This is a genomic window from Rhodospirillum sp. A1_3_36, from assembly GCF_047263945.1.
GTDB lineage: Bacteria > Pseudomonadota > Alphaproteobacteria > Rhodospirillales > Rhodospirillaceae > Rhodospirillum.
This window is the reverse complement of the sequence record NZ_JBLAVB010000010.1, coordinates 55,958-78,897: the sequence shown is the minus strand read 5'-3', so window position 1 is coordinate 78,897 and position 22,940 is coordinate 55,958. Positions and strand designations below refer to the sequence as shown.

Genomic DNA, 22,940 nt, shown 5'->3' with positions numbered 1-22,940 from the left:
CAATGGGGAGCGCGGCGGAAGGTGCTGTAAAGACCACCTGTCCCTATTGCGGTGTGGGCTGCGGCGTGATCGCCCGGCCCGGGCCGAAGGGGTGGACCATCGAGGGGGACAAGGACCATCCGGCCAACTTCGGAAAGCTCTGTTCCAAGGGCGCCATGCTGGCCGATATGCTCGATCCCGGGCCGCGTCTGACCATGCCCCTGGTCGATGGTCGGGAGGCGGATTGGGAGACGGCTATCACCGCCACCGCAGACCGCCTGCGGGCGACCATCGCGGCCCATGGGCCTGAATCCGTGGCCTTCTATCTGTCCGGTCAGTTGCTGACCGAGGACTATTATGTGATCAACAAGCTGGCCAAGGGCTTTCTTGGAACCCCCCATGTGGACACCAACTCCCGCCTGTGCATGGCCTCGACCGTGGTCGGGCACCGGCGGGCCTTTGGCGAGGATGTGGTTCCGGGCTCCTACGAAGATTTGGACGAAGCCGAACTGATCGTCCTGGTGGGGTCCAACCTCGCCTGGTGCCACCCCATTCTCCATCGCCGGGTGGAGGCGGCGGCGCGACGGGGGGCCAAGCTGGTGGTCATCGATCCCCGGCGCACGGACACCTGCGAGGGAGCCGATTTGCACTTGGCCATTCGCCCCGGTGGCGATGTGGCCCTGTTCAATACCCTTTTGCTCCATTTGGCAGATGGGGACGCCCTGGACCTGGAGTGGATTGACGCCCATGCCGGGGGCCTGGACGAGGCTCTTGCGGCGGCCCGGGACGACGCTCCCCAGGCCGCTGAGGCCCATGGCCTCTCCCTCTCCGACCTGGACCGCTTTCTGGCTTTGTTCACGGCAACGGAAAAGGTGGTCACCGTCTTTTCCCAAGGGGTGAACCAATCGGCATCGGGCAGCGACAAGGTTACGGCCATCCTGAATGTGCACCTTGCCACGGGGCGGATTGGGCGTCCGGGGATGGGGCCATTCTCCGTCACCGGGCAACCCAACGCCATGGGCGGGCGGGAGGTTGGCGGGTTGGCCAACCAACTGGCCGCCCACTTCAATCCGGATGATCCTGCGGACCACGACCGCCTCCGCCGCTTCTGGGACGCGCCCACCCTGAGGGCGGGTCATGGCCTGAAGGCTGTCGACTTGTTCCATGCGGTCAAGGCGGGCCGAATCAAGGCCCTGTGGGTCATGGCCACCAATCCGGCGGTGAGTTTGCCCGACAGCGCCCTGGTACGCGAGGCCTTGGCTTTCTGTCCGACGGTGATTGTTTCCGATGTGGTGGCCGATACGGATACGGCGCGCCATGCCCATATCCTCCTGCCCGCCGCAGCCTGGGGGGAAAAGGACGGGACGGTGACCAATTCCGAACGCCGGATCTCCCGCCAACGGGGATTTCTTCCGGCACCGGGGGAGGCCCGCGCCGACTGGGTCGCCCTCCGGGACGTGGCCCGCGCCTTGGGATATGGGGCGGCCTTCGACTATGCCCATCCGGCGGAGATCTTTGCCGAGCATGCTGCCCTGTCGGCTTTCGAGAACGAGGGGGCCAGGCTGTTCAATCTGGGGGGGCTCTCTTCCCTGTCGCGGGCGGCCTATGAGGCCCTGGAGCCGGTCCAATGGCCGATCACAGGCGCTACGCCTGAGGGGACGGCGCGCCTGTTCGCCGAAGGGGGCTTCCCCACCCAGGATCGCCGCGCCCGCTTGCATCCGGTGCGCTGGATTGCGCCCAAAAGCAAGCCCTGCGACCGCTTCCCCCTGGTGCTCAACACGGGGCGCTATCGGGACCAATGGCATACCATGACCCGCACGGGTCTGTCGGCCCGCCTTGCGGCCCATCGGTCCGAGCCGACGCTCGATATCCATCCGGAGGACGCTTTGGCCCATGGGCTGGGGGAGGGGGAGTTGGCGGTTGTTTCCAACGATCTGGGCCGGATGACGGCGCGGGTGCGTGTGACCGAGGGGCAGGGCCGGGGACAGGTCTTCCTCCCCATCCACTGGACAGATGCGTTTTCCTCTGCCGGGGTGGTCTGCGGTCTGATGGCCGGGACCACCGATCCGTTCTCAGGGCAGCCGGAAAGCAAGTTCTCCCCCGTGGCCGTGGCGCCCCTGGGAGCGGCGCGCGAGGGATTGCTGTTCACCCGGACCCGTATCCGTCCAGGCGACGCGGTCCATTGGACGCGCATGACCCTGGAGCGGGGGGACCTAGTGACTCTGGCCCAGGGACCGGATGCCGGGATGCCCCAGGGAACGCCCCAAGGGGCACCCGATCTTCGGTTCGAGGACATCCGCCGCAATACCCTCTCGGCTGTTTGGCTGGAGGAGGGGCGGTTGGAGGCGGTTCTTTACCTTGGTCCGATTGTCCAGGGCGTGAACCGGGCTTGGGTCGCCGACCGGCTGGACCGGGTTTTGGAGGGCGGCGACAGGGCGGCCCTGCTCGCCGGACGCCCGGCGGGACCGGTCGTGGATCGGGGGCGGATCCTCTGTTCCTGCATGCAGGTCGGAGAAAAAACCATTCAGGCGGCCATTGCCCAGGGCGCGGCCACCGTCGACACCATTGCCACGCGGACCCAGGCGGGCACCGGTTGCGGCAGTTGCCGCGCCGAGATCGGGGAGATCCTGAACAATGCGCAGCTCATCGACCATGCGGCGGAATGACCTAAGCATCCAGGGCGGGAAAGCCCAGGACCAGGAAGCCCGCCTGGAGTACCTGCCCCTCTTTCTGTCCGTCACGCACCAGGATGTGGTGATCCTGGGCGGCTCCGACGGAGCTGCAGCCAAGGCCCGCCTTCTGTGTCGGGCCGGTGCCCGGGTGCGCCTCTTCGCCCGGACACTGGGACCCGAGATGGGAGACTTGGTGAGGACGGGGCAGGTGGCTCTTGCGGGAGACAGTCCCACTTTGGACGGCCTGAGGGGCTGTCGCCTCGCCTTTGATGATGGGGCCGATGCCGAGGCTTCCATGTTTCTGGGGGCGCGGGCGTCGGATTTGGGGCTGCTGGTCAACACCATCGACAGACCGGCGGCCTGTGATTTCATCGTTCCCGCGATCATCGACCGGTCGCCGGTGGTGGTGGCCATCTCCACGGGCGGCGCCTCTCCGGCGTTGGCAAAGTTGGTCCGTCAGCGGGTGGAGTCCGTCTTGCCCGCAGGGTTGGGCCGCCTTGCCCGCGCCCTATCCGCTTGCCGGGAGGGGGTGAAACGGGTCCTGTCGACGGGCCGGGCGCGTCTGCGGTTTTGGGACTCCTTTCTGACCGATGCCCGCTTGGACCGCTTGGCGCGGTGCACGGAGGAGCAGATGGGGGCGCAGGTGGCGGAGGAGGTGGAGACCGCCCTTGCCGGGACCGCCGACACCGATCCGGCGGGCGACGTTGCGTTGGTCGGCGCCGGTCCGGGGGATCCGGGGCTGTTGTCCCTTGCAGCGGCCCAGGCCCTGCGCACCGCCGATGTGGTGCTACACGATGCGCTGGTGTCTCGCGAGGTCCTGGACATGGTCCGCAAGGACGCCCGGTTGATTTCCGTGGGCAAGAGGGCCGGAGGGGCGGCCATGCCCCAGGACATGATCAATCGCCTGATGGTCACCCATGCCCGCCGGGGTGTCCGGGTGGTGCGCCTGAAGGGAGGCGATCCCTTCATTTTCGGGCGGGGTGGGGAGGAGCAGGAGCACCTGATTGCCCATGGCATCCATCCCCGGGTGGTCGGTGGCACGACTGCGGCGCTGGGCGTGGCGGCGACCCTGGGGATTCCACTCACCCACCGGGGCGTGGCCCGGTCCCTGCGGCTGGTGACCGGTGCCCTGGGCGAGGGGATGGAGGGAGACGATGCCCGGGATTGGGCTGGTTTGGCCGATCCGGAAACCACCCTTTGCCTCTACATGGCGGGCCGAAAGGTGGCCGAGGCTGCCCGGGGGTTGATGGCCGGTGGCTTGGGCCCAACTACCCCCGTGGCAGTCGTCTGGAGCGGCTGTACACCGGACCAAGAGTGCAGGTTTTGTACCGTGGGAGAGCTTGCCCATTGGACGGGTGATCCTCGGAATGGGCATCCGGTCCTGTTTATTGTCGGTGCGGTTGTGGCCTTTGCTCCCGCCTGGACAGCGTCGAGTGACCAGAGTCGTTTTCAAACCGGATAAAGCGTGATCGCGCGGTACACGACAGTGTTTGGTATCTTTTGGGCGATTGCCCAAGCCCATTTGGGGGCAGATGCCCCCAAATCCCCATTTTTCTTTTGAGAATAAATGCCCGGGGTCTGGGGCCTTTCGGCCCCAGTGGGGGACGGGGCAAAGCCCCGTAACTGAAAAGAACTGACTGTCGTGTACAATAGAGGTTGATCTTCGCGATATTCTAGAGCATGTCGCGTGAAATGTGATTCACGCGACATGCTCTAAACCTCTGACATTGAAGCAAATCGTCACGCCTACGGCGTGCGTTCCGCCCGTCGCAATCTGTTCCAGATTGCTCGGAATTTGCTCCAGAGTGCTCCGAGATCCATATAAATAGAGTGAAGCTGGTCCAGCTTCACTCTAAGTATTTGATCTAGACTCATGTGGTTAGGGCATCGAGTGGAGAGGAAAACCGGTGCCCGCTTTTCCTCATTCCGCTCTATTGGAGTATTGCGGAGGTTGGGGGGTCTGTTGGCTGTTTTTCTTCATTGGTATGGCCATCGATTGCCCCATCCTTTTGTCTTCCCCGCCTGTCGCTATTGAAGGATTGGGCATATCCAATCCCGAGAAGGTGAGCGAATAGGATGGCAACGGCGGGCATTTGTGCACTGAAATCCATCAGTCCATGCACGCCAAGAAGAACGCCGGTGGCCAGCGCTACGGCGGGGAAAATCTGATCGCGTCGGCGACGGCGCAGACCGCGGGCACAGGTGATCAATAGGATAAGGATCGCCAGAAGAAAAAGTGCGGCAAAGGGAAGTCCCAGGTCCATGGCGAACTCCAGCTGGACGCCATGGGCGAAGTCAAAGATCTTAGAATCCAGGAGGTCTTCATTTTGATATAAGTGGAATGCGGGTTCAAAAGCCCCCAATCCAAAACCTGTCCAGGGCGCGTCGCCGATAGCCGTAAGGACTTGGGAGTAAAGGCTGGCGCGGTCTTGACCCTCCTCGACGACGAAGAGAAAGCGTTCGGCCGTTCTATCGCCGCTGATCAAAACGAGGCCGATACCAAAAATCAGAGGAAGCAGAAAGATCCAGCCCGTCCCCCGTGTCTTCATGACCCCGCCAATGCGGAGTGCAAATACCAGGACTGCGATGGCAGCGACGGTTGAAATAAGGGCACCTCTGGAATGGCTGAGCAGCAGCGCCGTGCCAACGATCATACTCATTCCCAGGAATGGAAAAGCACGCGTGGCCAGGGATTCAGCCTTTTCATATCGGTGCCATTCCTCTCGAGCACGGGTTCCGTGAACAAAAAGGGCGAGGCAGCAAAGCAGGCCTATCCCCGCGAAGGCACCGTAGGCATTCCGATTGACGAAGGTTGAGGTAAGGTCTGTTCCATAGGCCCATTTGTCTATCCAGAGAACCTTGTCAATGTCGAGGAAATAGACGATGAGCCCATAGGTGGCGTAAAAAGTCGACATGAGAGCGATGATTACCAGGGCTCGTTTGGCTCGGCGTCGATCCCGGCAGATTTGCAAAGAAAGCCAGAAGACGGCGGAAAATGTCAGAAGGCGCATGATTGCCGTTGTGGTTCTGGCGGGATCCAATGAAATCGTCCCGTTCGTTCGGGACACGAGATCGGCGGGCAGACCTCCGGCCAATCGCTCGTTCCAAAGGGGGTGGTGCCAGGATTCTGGCGAGATGCCCATTGTTTGGAAGGCTGCCCAGAGCAGCACAAAGACAACCATGAGGGCCGCAGCCCATGGGAGATTCCCTTGCATGGCTGGCGTGTTCCGATCCAAAAGAATTGATACGGCCCATGCGCAGACCAGAAGTCCCGTGACCAAGGCGAGCATTGTCCAAGCCAAGGGGCGTTGGCTAGCCAGGGGTAAGGGAGCTAGCACGACAAGGGTCATGAGGGCCGGGAAAAGGTGGGAATGTGCCTTGATCGTCATGACAGGTGGGTGGTCTCCGTGTTTGCCGCTTTGGCCAGAAGGGGGGCTGTTTGGGGCCTCTCCCTTGCCGATCCCAAGGGGGTTTGATGTGAGTGGTGAACTCAGGGTATTTGGGGATTTTCGTTGTGATAGTATGGCTTTCAGGACAATTGTCTGAAAACACGGACTTTGCTATGCTCCGATTCATCTAATTGGTTGAGTTTGTAAAAAGTTGTCAGCAAAGAGTGTCCCTTGCCACAAAAAAACAATACACCCGCTTCGGCCGATCTGGAACGGGAGAAGGATGCGAGTTCGCCCAGGCATGGGTTCATTCGATCAATGGTTGTTATTTTGGGTGATTCCCTTGCCTTGCTCATGGCTACGGTTGTGTCGGCGATTTTCGTGGTTGAATTCAGCGAATATCAAAGCGGAAGAACCCTCGGCCAATTTTTGATAGAAGAGGGTGTTCAGCGAGCTCCGCAAATATTAATTTTTGGATGTTCTCTTTTGTTATGGCTTCATTTGCGCGGGTCTCGGTCTTTGCGGAGACCAATATGGGAAGAAGTGCAAGCTATTACCGTTGGATGTTTTCTTACTCTTTTATTGGATGGATTCCTTCATTTTGCATTGAAAGTTGACTTTTCCAGGATCTGGGCTGCTGGAACCTGGATGTTGGCGGTTCCCTTAATTTTTGTGTTCCGACGCCTGGCGCGCTTACTGCTTGTGCGGATGGGGGTTTGGGCTATACCTGTCCTCGTCATCGGCGAAGGTAAGCGCTTGGGAGAGGCGTTGGATCTGCTTGGTGAGGAGGGGGGGCGTGCTTATCGTATCCAGCAAGTTCTTTCACGGAAGGAATTGACCAAAGCCTGGAAGGGCTCCTGGCGGGAGCTTGTCAAGCGCCATGGTGCCGATACGGTGGTTTTGGCCCTGGATGAAGGGGAGGGGGAAGAAGGTCTTGTCGCCCTGATCGCCCTGGAGGCGGTTCCCTTTATTGCTCTGCGCTCTCTGGATGGGTTGCCAGTTATTCGTGTGGAAGTTCAGCATGCAGTCGGGCACGATATTTTGATGTTATCTGGGCAAAGTGCCTTGTCCCGCCCCGTGGGGCAGTTGGTGAAGACCGTAATGGATTATGGATGTGGCTTGGTTTTTCTTGTCCTGACGCTGCCCGTGGCCCTTTGTGTTGGTGTGCTTATCGCCTTGCGCGGCGGGCATGTCCTTTATTCCCAGCCTCGCGTGGGACGTAACGGCAAGGTGTTCCCCTGTTTCAAGTTTCGAACGATGGTGCCAAACGCGGACCGGATGTTGGCAGAGCTTTTGGCCTCAGACCCCGTCGCAGCCCAGGAATGGGCGCAGACTTGGAAGCTGCGCCAGGATCCTCGTGTCACCCCTATCGGTCGCTTTCTGCGTGCCTCCAGTCTCGATGAGTTGCCGCAATTGTTAAATGTCCTTCGTGGGGAGATGAGTCTGATCGGTCCTCGGCCCGTGTGTGCGGAAGAGTTGGATCTGTTCGGTCGAGACCTTCCCTTTTATCTGGCGACGAAACCGGGGTTGAGTGGTCTTTGGCAGGTTCAGGGGCGGTCTGGGCTGGATTACGATCGAAGGGTTCAACTGAACGTATGGTACGTGAAAAACTGGTCGCCATGGATCGACCTTGTCATCCTGTTTCGGACGGTCAAAACCGTTTTTACTCGGCATGGTGCTTGGTAGAGATTTCTGGTAGAGGACATCGTCGTCATCGAATTTCCCTGAACTGACGTGTCGCTTTTACGTCAGCTTTTCGAGATCTGGTGGAACTCCTAGCCCAGGCCGATGCCGTTGTTGATGATGGTCGGGTGCTGCCTGCCTGACCTGGACTGCTTGCCTGGATTGCTTGCTCGGGGGGGCTTGTCCCTTGATCCCAAACGGATGCTGTTTCCCATGTTTTCCCGCCAGCCCCGCACACCCAGCGAACAATCAGCTCCCATGCAGGGGGAGGATGGGGATCTGAAATCTCAAACCAAGGTGCCAAGTAACAAAGGGCTTGGTGCGCGATTGGTAGCGGGGATTGGCGCGATGGGAGCCATGCTTGTGGGGTTGACCCTGTTACAATTGGCGTCCGTTCCCCTGTTCTTGTCCGTCTGGGGTAAACAAATCTATTCAGAATGGGTGATGTTGGTTGCCGCAGCAGCGATGCTTGGTGCGTGGGATCTGGGCTTGCAGATGCATCTGGGCAGTCGTATCCGGCACAATGCTGCTCGTGGGAACGTTCCTGATCTGAACAACGTCTTGGCGCTAGGAACGGCTTTATACAGTGTCCTGGTGGGCACAGGTCTGGCCCTGGTCCTTTTGCTCATAGAGGGTTTGGACGTGCTGGAACGGCTTGGGCTTTCTGGCGAGGAGCCGAGATTGGCCGCCCTAGGAATGGCTGTGGGGGCGCTGGTTTTGTTGCCTCGTGGGTTTGTCGGTAGTGTGTTCTCCGCAAGGGGAGAGCAGCATTGGGATACAGGGTTGAGCTTTTTTGCATCGGGCTTGCCAGTGATGGCCCAGATGGGAGCTGCCTTGGCTGGGTGGGGGATGGTTGGCGCTGCTTGGGCAGGTGCGGGCACTGGTTTTGTCGCAAGCTGGGGTTTAACACTGTACTTTTTGCGTAGCCGACACCCGGATGTCCACTTCGGCTTGCGGTGGCCGGGGAGGGAAGAGCGGCGCTATATTGTCCGGAAGTCGATGACTCATGCCATTCTGGGGGCCTCTCATGTGGGAGTTGTTCACCTGCCCGTTTTGTTGATTAAAGGGCTGACGGGGTCGGGTGGGGCGGTTATCGCATACACGACCATGCGGATGTTCTCTGGTTTGGTGCGGCAGGTCACGGGGCAATTGGGGGTGGCAAGCGCTCTGGAAATGGGGCGTCAATATGCCCAGAAAGATGGGGCTGGGTTTCGTGCGCTTATGAGGGTGGCGACACGTCTTTGTGGTGGCGTCGGCGGCTTGCTCGTTGGATTGTTGGCTGGTGGCGGGGACGATATTTTTGCGATTTGGACAAGGGGGAATGTGACTTTTTCCCCGATTCTTGGGGGCATTCTCCTTGTCGGTGCGGCAGTCGCCGGGCCCGTGGAGGGGCCGATGACCTTTTTGCGGGTTACCGACCAGGCGGAAACCCTCGCTTGGGCGGCCGCGATACGCTTCTTTCTGGTCCTGGTGCTGGCCGTTGCGGCTGTTCCTGTGTTGGGGGGGGTTGGCGCAGCCTTGGCGGTGGTCCTGTCTGAATGGCTGGCGATGTTGATACCGACTCTGGTTACCATTTGTCGGCGTTTTGATGTTCACTGGCTATCTCTGGCGCTTCCGGGCTGGGGAGCCGCAGCGGCCGGGGCGTGTTTGGGGTGGGGGACTGTTATGGCGGTCAGCACATTGATGGCCCCTGTGACAACCGTTGGTGATATTGTTTTGTTGTTTGTGCTTTGCGGGCTCGTTGTGACACCCTGCTTGCCCTTCCTTCTTCTGTCGCAGGCACAACAGGCCGTTTTCTGGGCTCTTTGGAGAGGCCGCTTGACCAATATCCGTGGTATATGGCGACGGTAGTCGCCCTGCCTTTATATTTTTGGAGTTTTTTTCCCTATGCCTCAAGGAGTTTTCCTCACGTTTCCAAAGATCGTTGTTTGGACTGGGATGTGCTGTCTTCTCTTTGTTCTTCAAATTTTTATGGGAACAAATATTATTCAATCTATTCTGACGCTTATTATATTTTTTATTTTTCCTTTTGTAATCCAATCTTACGTCAAGATTAACAGTGTTGGTGCGTATGTTGTTGGCGCGACATTCATTAAGTTATTTATTGTTTCTCAATGGCTTAAGGTCGCCTTTTTGCAAGCGGCAGATACAAATCTCGAAGAACCTTTTCTGACCGTTGTCTTTTTACTCCAAGGATTGGTCGGGCTTTGGGTTGCGGTATTTCCACTTTGGGTTTTGACTGGTCGGCGTGGAGGGGTATTCAAGCCATCTCAGAATCCTACTTTTTTGTTTCAATTGGCCCTATTTTCCATAGCTCTTTGTTTGTTTTCCATCGTGGCCCGCTCATATCTGAATATTGACCGGTACGGAGATGCCGAATCCCTTGATGGGCGCGGTTTTGTCCTTTTCTCCTTCTTGGGTCAAATGGGGGCGCTGGCTGTCGCTGCCTTTTCGGTTCGTGTCCATATTCTCAGTGGTGGTCGTCGGTTCGTGGATCGATATGTCGTCGCGATGCTTATATTTGGATTCTTCCATGGTATTTGGGAAAATCAGCGAACACTGATGTTGGCTGGTTTTGTGGCTTTGGCGGCAACCTATCTATCGTATGGGGGACGTGTGAAAAAAGGTCATGTGGCACTTGTGCTGCTGGCTGCTGCTTTCATGCAGGTTATTGTTTTTCCTGTGATCGATATTCAGCGTAGCTTTTTGAAGTCGAGGTCGCCTACAGCTCTGCAGACGTTGGAGTCCACGGCAGATGTGGCCTCTAATATGCTTAATTCTTCTGAGCGGGAAGAATATGACGATTCATTGGATAGATTATATCGGAGTTGGTATACGCGCCTTTATTACGGGGAGCCGAGAGGCTTTCTGGATCGATTTGCCCCCAATCCGTTTGGTGAGGCCATAGAGCATTACAAAAATTTGGCTCCTGTGGGAGTTTCGCATTTTGTGGGGCAAATGAGCTATGGGGTTCCAAACTTGATACTCAAGCCCTTGGGGATTGAACGTCCGATTCGGAGCACCACTATGATGGAGGCGGATATTTTTCAGAGTGCAACAAATATGAATTACGGTGTTTTTGCTGATTTATATGCCTCTCTTGGGGGAGATTATTTTTTTCTTGGATGTATTATTGTTTCTGTTCTCTACTTTGCAAGTCTTCATCTTATTTATGGTGGGTTTAGAAATAATTATTTTGCAGCTTTTGGGTTTTCAACCAGCTATTTTGTGTTTGCAGATTCAGATTTCGCCGAAATTGTATTCAGGATTACGATTCAGGGAGTAATGTATCTTATTCTATTGATGGTTTTTACCTTTCTTGTTGGTCGGGATGGACTTTCTGCGCGCGGAGTCACCCGCGCATAGTGCCTGGGTCCTTGTGCTTAATCGATCAGCGCAAGGGGATCCTGTTCCAAAAAAGTGGACAGCTTAATACAGACCGAAGTGCGGTGAGTTTGCCTCACTGCACTTTGGAAGCGCCTCTCCTTGGATGCGGCCAAGGTGCTGCCGAGCCTTTCGGCGCGGAAAAGCCTGCTTGGCATAAACCGCAAAAACTTCCTCGCCGGATCGTGCGGGAAGAGTCCTGAAACCATTTAAAGCGATCTGCGCTAAACGTGAAACAGCGGATTCCCAAGCTGGCCCAAGCGTGATTCACTTTCCTTTTTGGGAGGTGAATCATGGGCAAAGGGTATTCGTCTGACCTTTGGATTCGGATTTACAGCGAGCTAGAGTGCGGAGAATCACGGCGAGCCGCAGGCCGCCGTCTCGGTCCTGGATATTGGCGGCATGGAGGAGTGCATGCATCAGGAAACCTGAGAGTGTGCAGAATTCTGCACACTCTCGCCCACTGCCGCGCTCGCGATCTTGTGTCCGACATACCCCGACATCGTATCGTCGTAGCCGCTGTACAGGGCTCCGAGCTCCGACGTCACCATGGCCCCGACCACATCGGCGGCCAGGCTCCGCGCCAGCGACACCGCCGCGTCCCCGGGATCCTGGCCGAAGAGCGCGACGTTCGAACCGAACTCGATCGTATTGCGGATCGTGGCCTGTAGGGCGACCCGCTCAAGCCGCTCCACGAAGCTCAGCTCAGAAGCCGCCACGTTCAGACCCGGCAGGTCCAACTCGGACAATGCCGCATCGGTCACGTCCGCCGTCAGAGCCGCTGTCACCACCGCGCTGGCCGGTTGCATCAAGAATGCGCTCGACCCCAGCTCCTTGAACACCGCCCCCAGGTCGCCCTGGTTGGCGATCATGCTGTAGGTCGTCTGAAGCACGATGGTCGACACCGCCGCAGCAAGGGCCGTCCCCGCCAGACCTGCCGTCGAGGCCACCGCCATCCCGGGAGCCAACAAGACTCCGCCCGCGCCCATGCTGGCAATGGCAATGGCGATGATCGCCTTGGCGCCCTGGCCCAGGCCCTGGTGTTCCTCGCTCCAGGCCTTGTGTGCTTCCTCGATGGCGTGTCAGTCCACGCCGGGCATCTGGCGCACCTGCGCCATCCACTCCAGCCCCGGCGCCTGCGACAGTTGCGCGATCTGGTCGACCAGCCCGCCCGGCGTTCCCTCCGGGAAGGCCCGGTCGTCCACCGATAGGCCGGTCGCCCCGTCGATGCTCACCGTCCCGTCCGAATGGATCTCCACCATCCGGACCGTCTCGTCGTCATGACCCTTGCTCAGGTCGTAGGTCCAGAACTGGCTCCCGCTCGACTTGCTCTTCGCCTCGATCACCCGGTCCTTCACCGCCTGGAGGATGATCCGGCCCTGCTCCGAGGTCAGCGAGACGTTCGCCCCCGTCAGCTTCGCCGCCTGCAGAAGAAGGTCCTCCTGGGTCGCTGTCAGGCTCAGGTCGCCGCCTGCGGTGAGGGTCGAGACCCGGTGGATCAGCGCCTGTTTGTCATAGAGTGAAACGGGATCAGCTTGAGTCAAGCTGGCCCCGTTTCACTCTCATTATATAGATTTTAGAGTATCTTCGAGATCAAGTTGGGTCGCAAAGCGACCCAACTTGATCTCGGATTACTCTCGGTCCCCTTGGTCATGCCGGTGAAGACCTCCCGCGCCCAACCGTCCTTCTTGCGCTGCTCCGAATAATACCAAAGGCCCTTGATTATGACTCGTTGGGGCGGCTCGGAGATTCCCAGGCGGTTTGGATTGTGATTCCCTTCCTTGAGTCAGAAGGAGGGAGCCATGGTTGTCGCGATAACTCGAACGGATTTGACGGTGAAGGATCTCCGCAGAGCGGCGTCGCGGACCTCGGATGGCGATGCTGCCCGCCGCATATTGGCGATCGCTCTGGTTTTGGAGGGGGCGGACCGCAAGTCGGCGGCGGAGACTTGCGGCATGGACCGTCAAACGCTTCGAGACTGGGTCCATCGTTACAATGAAGAGGGCCTCGACGGCTTCCACAACCGCTGCGATCCTGGTGCTGGATGGAGCCGGGTGGCGTGGCGCCAAAGCACTCAAGGTGCCCAAAAACATCACACTCTTGCCTTTGCCGCCATACGCTCCCGAATTAAATCCCATCGAAAACGTCTGGGCTTATCTACGCGCCAACAAACTCGCCATCTCCGTTTTTGACACCTATGACGAAATCGTCGAGCGATGCTGCGAGGCATGGAACTTCGTCGCAAACGATCAAAAAGCCGTCCGATCAATCACATCAAGGCAATATGCAAAAGCGGTCATCAGTTAGGGCCGGTGGTATAAGCTGTCACCTTTGCCGCTCCCGTTCGGGCCAATCCAAGGAAAGGCGCCTACAGTCGTCGATAAGGCAAGCCCGGACCTGTTCCGACCACATGGCCGGGCAATTGGGAGCGGACCTTTTTCGGTGAAGCCGGGAGCAAAGGTGGCTGACCCGCTCGCAGAGTGAGCGGACCCTCGCGTTCACCCAGGCGCGGGAACGAGGGTTCAAGGAGGTCTTTCACGTGGGCCGGGACATTCAGGGGGACGTGGTTCATCTCGACAGGGGCCTGCTCCCCTGCCGGTGACGGAGGCGGATCTCCTATTCTGCCACGATGGGTGATAGGTCGTGGGCCTTGGCGAAGGCGGCAAGGCGGCCATCCATTTTGGTGGTTCGGACGAAGGCATTGACCCGGGCCAGCCACTCCGGTTCACCCTTGGGCACGGCATAGGCGTAAGGGGTTGGCGCCAGTGGACGGGGGGGCGCCAGAAGGACCGCCCAGGAGGTTCGGTTGAGCATCTGCTGTCCATAGGGGTAGTCAGACATGAACACATCCGCCCGACCGCTTTCCACGTCCAACTCCCGCTGCTTGGGGGTTTTGACGACCCTTAGATGGGCATGCTTCAAGATCTCGCGCATGACGGGTTCCATAAAGGTGCCCTTTAGGACATCGACCACGTGACCGGGTTGGTCGATATCCGCCCAACGGGAGACAAGGCTGCTGGTCCGCGAGGCGATGGCATAGATTCCACTGCGCAAAACAGGGTCGGAGAAGTCCATATATTCAGCCCGGTCCGGTCGTATGCCCACCGCATGCATGCTGATGTCGCAGGCGTCATTGGTCATATTCTTGATCAAGTCGGCGAAGGAGCTGTCGACGAATTGGATCGACACACCCAGAGTCTTGGCGAGGGCCTTGGCCATGTCCACGTCAAAGCCTTCCAGTTTTCCCGTATGGGGATTCCGATAGGAAATGGCGAAATATTCCGGCCAAACACAGACCCGCAGCAGGCCCCGCCGGTGTATTTGCTCTAACCGCCCCACAGCCTGGGCACTGTTAACGGAGACGGTCGATCCGAGAAAAAGGCCGATGAAAATAGCGAGTGCATTGAAACGGAGTGACATTTTATTTTACAGCCCTTCTGCACATATCCGAAGCAGGTTTAACGACTGGATCCTGGTAATTTAGATCTCCCTGGATGTGGGAAACCTCGTTTTCCGTCATCCTCGCTCAAGGGGGGATCCGGGTTTTGTGTCTTTAAGTCCATTGAAACACCATATCTGAATTCCCGTGTTCGCGGGAATGACGAACAAAGAGGATATTCGGACTTTTTCCGTAACCTGTTAGACTATTGGATCTTTGGCCTTCCCTTCAGAAGTCTGCATCCTATTGGTGTTGTTCAACCTAAATTAGTCGATCATATTCAATGAAACAACGGAAGGAAAAATTGGATCGCCCGACGACGGTCACGCTTTTGGGGGCCGGAATTTTTTTATCTGCTGTTGTTGTTTTGACGGGCGTCGGCTTGTTGGGAAGTTGGCGGCAGAACGATCGCGCGACCGGGGAACGTCTGGACAGCAAGGTTGCCCTGATGGGGCAAAGCACGGCGCGGACCTTTCAGGCTGTGGAAGCCACGCTGGCTATTCTGGATGACGAAGTGGTTGCGGCCTCCGCCGCAGGGCCCGCGGCCATGCAGCGGGCCTTGAACGAGGCGACGGACAGGGTTCTGCGCTTTACGCCCCATGTCCGGCAGATCCTGTTGACGGATAAAAAGGGAGTTTTGCTGTTTGATTCCGCAAAGACCGGCGGCTCTTTGCCGTCTCTGAAGGACCTTGGCTTGGAGCGTGCCCGTCTGGCCGATACCAATGTGGTTGGTCTTGTGATTGGCCGCGCTATCCCGGGTCGGTTCCTCGGTCCCGATATCAAGACGCCAACGTTGCCAGGGCTTTGGGTGATTCCAGCGGCCCGTCCCTTGAGCGACGGGAGTGATCGGCTGCTGATTGCGGCCTTGAGCCCAGGGGCTATCCTGGAGGGCTTCATGGAGGCCCTGACCGTCGGGGGGCGCGATCTCGACGGAGATTTCGCCGGTCTCTACGGGGTGGAGGGCGATCTTCTGGCCGCCTTGCCCCTTGATCGGACGAACAGGCCTTGGAACGTGCCGCTCTCCCCCTCTCTGGCGGGCTTGGCAAACACCGCAGCCTTTGGGCGGCAGATCATGGATGTGCCTTTCCAGAACGACCAGGGGTGGGTGAGTTGGTGGCGGGATAACCGCTATCCTCTGGTGGTCTATGTGGGGCGGACCAACGGACGCATTCTCTCCGACTGGCGTCGAAGTGAGAGTGTCGTTCTTTTCGGAGCGGTTGTTTTTCTGGCAATACTGACCATCGCAACCCTGATCTTTGTGCCCATGGTTATCCAGCGGCTGCGGATGCAGGCCCGGATCCGGGTTCTGGAGCAGGCTATGGATAAGGGCCCCGCAGCGGTCATCGTGACCGACACGCAGGGCCGGATTGAATACGTCAACGAAAGCTTCACCCGGCTGTCGGGCTATGCCAGCCAGGAGGTTCTCGGCCAGCACACCAGTATGCTGCGGGGTGATCGAACCGATCCGGATGTGGTTGCCGACCTGTGGCGGACCATCAAGGGCGGAGGCTGCTGGCGGGGGGAACTGATCAACCGGACCCGGGATGGTCGGGAATGGTGGGTCGACATGGCGATATCGGGTGTGCAAGACGACCTGGGCGCGATTATTCACTATGTCGCCGTGCAGGTGGACATCTCAGACCGAAAGGAGGCCGAGGTCCAGACCAAGAATCTGCTGGAGCGGTTGGACCAGTCAAACCGGGACCTGGAGCAGTTTGCCTATGTGGCGTCCCATGACCTCCAGGAACCCTTGCGCATGGTCACCAGCTATCTGAGCCTTCTTCGGCGGCGCATGAAGCCCGTTCTGACCGACGACGCTACGACCTTCCTCGACTTCGCCGAGGATGGGGCGAAACGGATGCGTCAGTTGATTGAGGATTTGTTGCAATACTCCCGGGCCGGAAGGGGGGGGCTGGAACCGGAACCGGTCAACCTTGAGGAGGTCTTGGAAGAAGCCAAGGCCCATCTGGTCGTCGCGATCCGGGACGCGGGTGCCGAGATTACGGTCCATGGTTCGCTTCCCATGGTCATGGGAAACCGGCTGCCCTTGGCCCGTCTGCTGATGAACGTCATTGGCAATGCCATCAAATATCAAGATCCAGATCGGCCCCCGCAGATTGATGTGAGCGCCAGGGTCGAGGGAGCAGACTGCATTTTGGTTGTCGCGGACAATGGTTTGGGAATTGCCGAGGAAGAGCAGGAACGGGTCTTCCAGCCCTTCCAGCGGGGGGCTTCGGCTGGCCGCACGGTAGGGACCGGGATCGGTCTGGCAATCTGTAAGAAGATCGCTGAAAAATACGGCGGTTCCCTGAGTCTGGACTCCGAGCTGAACAAGGGAAGCCGCTTCACCGTGACCCTGCCATTGGCAGACAGCGAAAGGCGATGACAGAGGCGGACGACGCGAACGGGGCGCGAACGCCACTTCATCGCGGAAAATCCCGCAGTCCGCATTTCCCGCCGCCAACAGGAAACAGGTCATGGGTTTTGACCCATTGACCTCCTTCCGGGAATACCTGTATACGATTACGCATAAGCACAAGCGTGCACAAGTGGGGCTATGCGTTCGTTCCATCGTTCACCGGGTTAGGGGGAAGTTTCTATGACATATTCAATCACAGGGTTTGCCAAGCGGGTCATGCGTCAGGCCTTTGTCGGTCTTGGTGTTGCCATCGCACCTTTGTCCGCCGTCACTGGATTGGCTTGGGCCGGAGATGGGTCGAACTGGACTGGAGAGATCTTCGTGTACGCCGCCGCCTCCACCACCAATGCTCTGACCGAGATCATTGCGGCTTTCAACGGCCTGGGTGAGGTTAAGGCGACGCCGTCTTTTGCCTCTTCTTCCACCCTGGCCAAGCAGATCAAGCGAGGCGCCCCCGCTGGGATCTTCCTATCGGCCAACGAGAAGTGGATGGACTACTTGGAGGACAGCGATTTGATCGCAGAAGGGAGCCGTGTGGACCTTCTGGGGAACCGACTGGCGCTTGTTTCTCCCAAGGACGCGTCCTTCTCGTTGACCGAGATTTCCTCGGAAACGGATCTGGCCGGAGCTTTGGGAGAGGGGCGCCTGTCCTTGGGTGACCCGGAGCATGTGCCCGCCGGGATCTACGCCAAGGAGGCCTTGACCAAGCTGGGTCTTTGGGAGTCCGTTGCGGACAAATTGGCCCCGGCCAGCGATGTGCGTGCGGCTTTGGCCTTTGTGGAGCGGAACGAAGCCCCCCTGGGGATCGTCTATTCCACCGATGCGGCGATCTCAGATGGGGTGGTTGTTACGGCCCTGTTTCCGGAAAGCTCCCATAAGCCGATCACCTATCCGGTTGCGGTCATCGCGCCCCATGATAACGATGCGGTCCGGGCCTTCTTGGAGTACCTGAAGGGTCCAGAGGCCAAGGCGATCTTCGAGAAGTACGGATTCCAGGTGAATGGCTAAAAGCTCACTCCTAGAGCCTCTTTGAGGCGAAGTTGGGTACACGACAGGGGATGGCTTCCCGCCACGGGGCTTTGCCCCGTCCCCCACTGGGGCCGAAAGGCCCCAGACCCCGAGCGTTTACTGGCCGAAAGGCCCCAGACCCCAGGTCATAAAAAAAAGGGGGGTTTGGGGGCATTGCCCCCAAATGGGCTTGGGCTATCGCCCAAAAAAGACGAGACACTGTCGTGTACCTTGGTCGCGACACGGCCCAACTTGACCTCGGAATATCCTAGGGCGCCGGGTTGGGAGCGTTGCCGTGTAGGACATCAATGGCCTTTAGTGCCTCATCCGACAGAGTCAGATGGAGACCCGCCAAGCTGTCTGTCAGCTGCGCCACGGACGTGGCCCCGACCAGCGCGCTTGCCACGAACGGACGGGAGAGGGCATAGGCCACAGCCAATGCGGTGGGCGGTACGCCCAGCTCCCGCGCCAGGGCCACATAGCGGTCTGCTCCCAAGGAGGCTCTGGGGGTGGTGTACCGGGGATAGCGTTGGGGGTAGAGAGTCAGGCGCGCGCCCTCTGGTTTGGCGCCATTGGCGTATTTCCCTGACAGAATGCCACCGGCCAGGGGGGAATAGGCCACCAGGGGGACGTCCTCTCGGTGGGCCACTTCGGCCAGCCCGACCTCAAAAGTTCGGTTCAGCAGGCTATAGGGGTTTTGGATGGCGGCTGGCCGGGGAATGCCCATGGCGTCGCAGAGGGCGATAGCCCGCATGACCCCCCAGGGGGTTTCGTTGGACAGGCCCCAGGCGCGGATCTTACCGGCCGTGATCAGGGCACCCAAGGCTTCGATGGTCTCCTCCAGGGGCGTGCTCTCGCTCTCTTCCTCCGGGCGGTGGACGTAGTCGAGCTTGCCGAAGTTGTTCACCTTGCGCTCGGGCCAATGGAGGTAATAGAGATCGATGGCCTCCACTTGCAGGTTTGTCAGGGAGCGGTCCACAGCGAGATTGATGTTGCGGGCGTCCAGGTGGAGGGGACCGTCGCGGAGGTAGCTGCTGTTGGTGGGGCCCGCCACCTTGCTAGCCACCACCATGTGATTCCGGTTCCCTTTGTCCTTCATCCATTGACCGATAATCCGCTCGCTCTCCCCCTGGGTTTCAGACCTGGGGGGAATGGGATAGATTTCAGCGGCGTCAAGGAACGTGACGCCATGTTCGGCGGCCAAGTCCAGAATAGCGGTGGCTTCGTCCTTGGTGTTCTGTTCGCCGAAGGTCATGGTGCCCATGCCAAAGGCGGACACGGAAAGGCCGCTTTGGCCGAGGGGTCGCAGGTCCATGGGGGAAATATCCATTGTCAGATAAGAGGAAGAGGGAAGAGGTTGGAAGCCTTCCACCCCCATTTAGGGAGGAGGACTCCGCCGATAAAGCCCCCCTGCGCTGGCACCGACGGGCCGCGACCTTACCCCGGGACAAGGGGGCCTACCTTCTGTTGATCCGTTTGACCGCCGCAGTCCCCGCGCCACAAAATGTCGCCCCCGGTAGATCCTTGGCTCGGGGGCTCTATGTCTATTGCGGAAGTGCCCGGGGGCCGGGGGGGATCGCCGCCCGGGTTGGGCGACACATGCGACCCGAGAAGGGACTCCGCTGGCATGTGGACCATTTGACCAGCCGGGCGGCAAGCGTTCGCGCCCTCGTCTTCCCAGGGGGCGATGAATGCGTCTTGCTGGAGCGGGTTTTGGGGATGGAGGGCATCTCCGTTCCCCTGCCGGGCCTGGGGGCCAGCGATTGCGTCCGCTGTCCGGCTCACCTGCTGCGCGCGGACGGACGGGCTGTTGATGTGGCCGATCGCTTGCAGAACCTGTTTGAAGCGGTTTCCCGAGGGAGCGAAGACGGGTAGTCTCTGCGCCAAATCATGATTTTAGGAGTCATTGACGGATGTATGCAACGATCAAGGGCGCTGTCTTGGGCTGGTATCCCGTGGGGGGAGAAGCCACCCTGATCCTTTTCGGGTTTACCATTTTGCTGGTGGCCACAGCGGTGTTTCGACTGCGCCTGTCTCAATGGTGGGCAGCGGGTGTCGTGTTGACCGTTGCCGCGATCATGGAGATCCTGGACGTGCTCTTGCTGGGCCAATCCATCGAGTTGGGGCTGCGTCATCTTCTTTTGGTCAGTCTTCCCCCGGCGATCCTGGTTCTGTTCATCCGTCAGGGCTGGTCCCGGACCTGATCGTTTTCCAGTTTTTCCTGTTGCGCTTCGATTTTTTTGCGGGCCTCTTCGGTCAGGGCGTTCCACCGGGTCCAAGGGGATTGGTGGTCGCCCCGCTCCTCGGAGGATTTCAGGTCACCCGACAGGAAGGCTGCGGCGTTCTGGTCCGCGCCCGAGGGCAGGGGAGCGCTTTGATCGTCCAGCCAACGGGCGATGTCGCCGATCACTTTTGGCCCCTCCAACCCGCGGGAGAGCAGGTGCCACCCCTCGGGATAGATGGCGAGGCGATGGTCCGGTCCCAGGGCGTCGAGGCGCCGGGCCACGTCGCGCACTGGTCTTGCGGGGATGATCTGGTCATTCAAGCCATAAAGCAGAAGGCTGGGCACGGTCAGGCCGTCGGCTTGGTCATGGGCCCGGTCCATGACGTCGGAGACACCGGCCATGGCGTCAATGCGGGTGGCCCGGATCCACAGGGGATCAATGCCGATGCGGCGGAGCATCGGGATATTGTCGCTGGGGTACAGGTCCAATCCCTTGCCGGTTAACCGCATCCAGGGAAACAGGTGGGAGGACAACCAAAGGGCCGTCCGGTAGTGCCAGGGCATGGTTTCCCGCGCCCAAACAGCCGGGGCGGAGAGAATGACGCCGGAGACCCGGGCTGCTGCCGCCCGCGCGGCGAGGTCGTTTCCGGTCAGACTGGCAATGGCCAGACCGCCGCCCATGCTTTCGCCCATGAGATACAGGGGGCGGTCGGGATAGGTCTTGGCCAGCAGGGCCAGGGCCTCGCGGATATCCTCCACCAGGGTGTCCACGCCGACCCAGCGGCCCCGCTCTGCGGTGCGTCCGAAGCCCCGTTGGTCGGGGGCGTAGACGGCCCAGCCCTGGGCCGCCAGGGCCGGGCCGGTCACCTCGTAGGCGCCCGCGTGGTCGTTGAAACCATGCAGGGCCAGCAGACTACCCCTCAACGGGGTTTCCTCCGCAGGGAGCCAGGCGCGCAGGGGAAGTTTGGTGCCATTGCGCAGGTTCAGGCTGTCATTGGTGATCATGGGGGGGCCGCTTTCCCTGTGAGTCTCGGCCAGGACCGGGGCCCGCCCATCCTCTTCGCTTGTCTTCGCGCAGGCGGACAGTAGAGTCATGGACAGCGCGAGACAGAGCGCCGCCAGGGCGGGAAGCCGGGCGAGGGCCGTCATGGAGGGGTTACCCCACCCGCTTCTTGGAGGTGAGCTGCAGGAAAATATCCTCCAAGTCCGTTTCCTCGGTCGTCAGATCGACGATGGTCAATCCAGCCTCTCGAACGGCGGTGAGGATCCTGTCGATTTGGGTATCACTGGGACGGTAGCACAAGTTAATGGTGTGAGCATCGCGGATCTCTGCTCCCAGGGCTGTCAATGAAGGGGGGAGGGACTCAAGAGAATCGGTTACCCGCAGGCTCAGGCTTTTGCTGTCCAAGCGACGGAGCAGGGTTGCCGTCGGTTCACAGGCGACCAGGGTGCCCTCATTGATGATGGCGATGTCGTCGCACAGCTCCTGGGCTTCCTCCAGGTAGTGGGTTGTGAGAACAACCGTGGTGCCTCGGGCGTTCAGGGTCCGGACGTAATCCCAAAGCTGCTTGCGCAATTCGATATCCACGCCCGCCGTGGGCTCGTCGAGCACAAGGATGGGGGGCGTATGGACCATGGCCTTGGCCACCAGCAGCCGTCGGCGCATACCACCGGACAGAGTCCGGGAGTAGGCATCGGCCTTGTCGGCCAGCCCCACATGCTCAAGGATCTCCATGGTCCGCCGCTCGGCCTTGGGCACGCCATACATGCCAGCCTGGACCTCCAGCGCTTCGCGGGGGGAGAAAAAGGGATCCAGGTTCAATTCCTGGGGGACCACGCCAATGGCGCAACGGGCATTCCGTTCGTCCCGGTCCACGTCGTTGTCCCAGATGGACACCCGCCCACTGGTCTTTTTCACCAATCCGGCAAGGATGTTGATCAGGGTAGACTTGCCCGCGCCATTGGGGCCGAGCAAGCCGAAAAACCGACCTCGTGGAATGGTCAGGCTGATGTCTTTCAGGGCGGTCTTCGTTCCTCCATAGATCTTGGTCAGGCCCTCGATCTCGATGGCGTTGTCGGGGAAGCCTGCTCCGGAGACGGGGGCGCCGGATTTGGCGGTCGCTGACATCAGGGAAGAGGAAGAAGAGGCGGTCATAGGAGCTGTCATGGAAGGGGATCGTCCCTTTTGGTGTCTTAGTAGGAGGCGCTTTGGACGCCGTTTGTGATCGAAGGTGTGCCGGTCGCTTTTAGGGTTTGCGCCCTTGGGCGCCTTTAGGGATTGCGCCTTGGGCGCCAATGGGTATCATCCGGCGCGGTCGGGGTGAATACCCTGGACGCCGCTGCCCGGTCTTCATATGGGGTCTGATCTTCATATGGGGACAGAAAATCGGGCGCGCACCGGTCACGATTGGAGATCCGATGTCCCACGTTCCCACTTTTCCTGTTAGCGAAACCCTGTCGTCCGATTCTTTGGCCGTTGCCTGCGACGGCGGCGATGGCGGTTTGGGCCATCCGACGGTCTATTTGCACATCAAGCCAGAGATCGGCCATGTGGTTTGTCCGTACTGCAGCCGCAAGTACGTAGCCACGGAAAAGGCCCTCTCTCACTCGGGACATTAGAGCACGATGAAATTCGGTCTGCTTGGCCGAATTTCATGAACGTGATCTAAATCATATGGTTAGAGCGGAAAAAGTACAGGAACTCTCCAGAATCGTCATGCCCGTGAAAACGGGCATGACGAAA

18 protein-coding genes and 1 pseudogene are annotated in these 22,940 nt (G+C 59.4%); 12 read left to right on the top strand and 7 right to left on the bottom strand.

Annotation, left to right across the window (positions count from 1 at the left end; genetic code table 11):
* Positions 1 to 2: 2 nt before the first annotated feature.
* Together ACLIRY_RS18730 and cysG are read left to right on the top strand one after the other, a co-directional pair.
* Positions 3 to 2,645, top strand: a complete 2,643-nt coding sequence (locus ACLIRY_RS18730) for a molybdopterin-dependent oxidoreductase (protein ID WP_413206947.1) — start codon at positions 3 to 5, stop codon at positions 2,643 to 2,645.
* Complete coding sequence (gene cysG / locus ACLIRY_RS18725; RefSeq protein ID WP_413206946.1) at positions 2,614 to 4,113, top strand: siroheme synthase CysG; 1,500 nt, start codon at positions 2,614 to 2,616, stop codon at positions 4,111 to 4,113. Before ACLIRY_RS18730 ends, cysG begins: the two co-directional genes overlap by 32 nt.
* Positions 4,114 to 4,582: 469 nt before the next feature.
* On the opposite strand, the gene ACLIRY_RS18720 is transcribed toward cysG, so the two are convergent.
* Complete coding sequence (locus tag ACLIRY_RS18720) at positions 4,583 to 5,305, bottom strand: O-antigen ligase family protein (RefSeq protein ID WP_413206945.1); 723 nt, start codon at positions 5,303 to 5,305, stop codon at positions 4,583 to 4,585.
* A 966-nt stretch (positions 5,306 to 6,271) separates the two neighbouring features.
* Here ACLIRY_RS18720 and ACLIRY_RS18715 point away from each other — a divergent pair.
* The 3 genes from ACLIRY_RS18715 (at position 6,272) to ACLIRY_RS18705 (ending at position 11,089) form a co-directional block, all read left to right on the top strand.
* Positions 6,272 to 7,726 (top strand): exopolysaccharide biosynthesis polyprenyl glycosylphosphotransferase, encoded by a 1,455-nt coding sequence (locus tag ACLIRY_RS18715; RefSeq protein ID WP_413206944.1) that lies wholly within the window; start codon positions 6,272 to 6,274, stop codon positions 7,724 to 7,726.
* Between the two features lie 102 nt (positions 7,727 to 7,828).
* Positions 7,829 to 9,574, top strand: coding sequence for a hypothetical protein (locus tag ACLIRY_RS18710; RefSeq protein ID WP_413206943.1), 1,746 nt, complete (start codon positions 7,829 to 7,831; stop codon positions 9,572 to 9,574).
* A gap of 36 nt (positions 9,575 to 9,610) precedes the next feature.
* Positions 9,611 to 11,089: a hypothetical protein gene (locus ACLIRY_RS18705; protein ID WP_413206942.1), complete on the top strand. Its 1,479-nt coding sequence runs from the start codon at positions 9,611 to 9,613 to the stop codon at positions 11,087 to 11,089.
* A gap of 437 nt (positions 11,090 to 11,526) precedes the next feature.
* On the opposite strand, the gene ACLIRY_RS18700 is transcribed toward ACLIRY_RS18705, so the two are convergent.
* Positions 11,527 to 12,063, bottom strand: coding sequence for a DUF637 domain-containing protein (locus ACLIRY_RS18700; RefSeq protein WP_413206941.1), 537 nt, complete (start codon positions 12,061 to 12,063; stop codon positions 11,527 to 11,529).
* 126 nt (positions 12,064 to 12,189) lie between these two features.
* Positions 12,190 to 12,651, bottom strand: a complete 462-nt coding sequence (locus tag ACLIRY_RS18695; protein WP_413206940.1) for a hemagglutinin repeat-containing protein — start codon at positions 12,649 to 12,651, stop codon at positions 12,190 to 12,192.
* Positions 12,652 to 12,909: 258 nt separating this feature from the next.
* Between ACLIRY_RS18695 and ACLIRY_RS18690 the strand changes: the two are divergent.
* Both ACLIRY_RS18690 and ACLIRY_RS18685 read left to right on the top strand, forming a co-directional pair.
* Positions 12,910 to 13,074, top strand: a pseudogene (locus ACLIRY_RS18690) (IS630 family transposase); the annotation flags it as partial.
* A gap of 28 nt (positions 13,075 to 13,102) precedes the next feature.
* Positions 13,103 to 13,414, top strand: coding sequence for a transposase (locus ACLIRY_RS18685; protein WP_413207024.1), 312 nt, complete (start codon positions 13,103 to 13,105; stop codon positions 13,412 to 13,414).
* Positions 13,415 to 13,723: 309 nt separating this feature from the next.
* Here the strand turns inward: ACLIRY_RS18685 and ACLIRY_RS18680 are convergent, their stop codons facing one another.
* A complete protein-coding gene (locus ACLIRY_RS18680; RefSeq protein ID WP_413206939.1) occupies positions 13,724 to 14,527 on the bottom strand; it encodes a substrate-binding periplasmic protein in 804 nt (267 codons plus the stop codon).
* A gap of 302 nt (positions 14,528 to 14,829) precedes the next feature.
* Between ACLIRY_RS18680 and ACLIRY_RS18675 the strand changes: the two genes are divergently transcribed.
* Together ACLIRY_RS18675 and modA are read left to right on the top strand one after the other, a co-directional pair.
* Entirely contained in the window at positions 14,830 to 16,932 is a 2,103-nt protein-coding gene (locus ACLIRY_RS18675; RefSeq protein ID WP_413206938.1) for an ATP-binding protein, read from the top strand.
* A gap of 213 nt (positions 16,933 to 17,145) precedes the next feature.
* Positions 17,146 to 17,973: a molybdate ABC transporter substrate-binding protein gene (gene modA / locus ACLIRY_RS18670; RefSeq protein ID WP_413206937.1), complete on the top strand. Its 828-nt coding sequence runs from the start codon at positions 17,146 to 17,148 to the stop codon at positions 17,971 to 17,973.
* A gap of 268 nt (positions 17,974 to 18,241) precedes the next feature.
* On the opposite strand, the gene ACLIRY_RS18665 is transcribed toward modA, so the two are convergent.
* Positions 18,242 to 19,288, bottom strand: a complete 1,047-nt coding sequence (locus ACLIRY_RS18665; RefSeq protein WP_413206936.1) for an aldo/keto reductase — start codon at positions 19,286 to 19,288, stop codon at positions 18,242 to 18,244.
* A 14-nt stretch (positions 19,289 to 19,302) separates the two neighbouring features.
* Here ACLIRY_RS18665 and ACLIRY_RS18660 point away from each other — a divergent pair, with 14 nt between their 5' ends.
* Both ACLIRY_RS18660 and ACLIRY_RS18655 read left to right on the top strand, forming a co-directional pair.
* Positions 19,303 to 19,848 carry a GIY-YIG nuclease family protein gene (locus tag ACLIRY_RS18660; RefSeq protein ID WP_413206935.1) on the top strand — a complete coding sequence of 182 codons (546 nt, stop codon included), beginning with the start codon at positions 19,303 to 19,305 and terminating at the stop codon, positions 19,846 to 19,848.
* A gap of 38 nt (positions 19,849 to 19,886) precedes the next feature.
* Positions 19,887 to 20,177, top strand: a complete 291-nt coding sequence (locus ACLIRY_RS18655) for a hypothetical protein (RefSeq protein WP_413206934.1) — start codon at positions 19,887 to 19,889, stop codon at positions 20,175 to 20,177.
* Here the strand turns inward: ACLIRY_RS18655 and ACLIRY_RS18650 are convergent.
* Both ACLIRY_RS18650 and ACLIRY_RS18645 read right to left on the bottom strand, forming a co-directional pair.
* The gene (locus ACLIRY_RS18650; RefSeq protein ID WP_413206933.1) at positions 20,156 to 21,346 is read right to left on the bottom strand and encodes an alpha/beta hydrolase; all 1,191 of its coding nucleotides are present in this window, start codon (positions 21,344 to 21,346) and stop codon (positions 20,156 to 20,158) included. The genes ACLIRY_RS18655 and ACLIRY_RS18650 overlap by 22 nt on opposite strands.
* Positions 21,347 to 21,353: 7 nt before the next feature.
* Positions 21,354 to 22,325 carry an ABC transporter ATP-binding protein gene (locus ACLIRY_RS18645; protein ID WP_413207023.1) on the bottom strand — a complete coding sequence of 324 codons (972 nt, stop codon included), beginning with the start codon at positions 22,323 to 22,325 and terminating at the stop codon, positions 21,354 to 21,356.
* A 290-nt stretch (positions 22,326 to 22,615) separates the two neighbouring features.
* On the opposite strand from ACLIRY_RS18645, the gene ACLIRY_RS18640 reads away from it, so the two are divergent.
* The gene (locus tag ACLIRY_RS18640; RefSeq protein WP_413206932.1) at positions 22,616 to 22,816 is read left to right on the top strand and encodes a zinc-finger domain-containing protein; all 201 of its coding nucleotides are present in this window, start codon (positions 22,616 to 22,618) and stop codon (positions 22,814 to 22,816) included.
* Positions 22,817 to 22,940 lie beyond the last annotated feature (124 nt).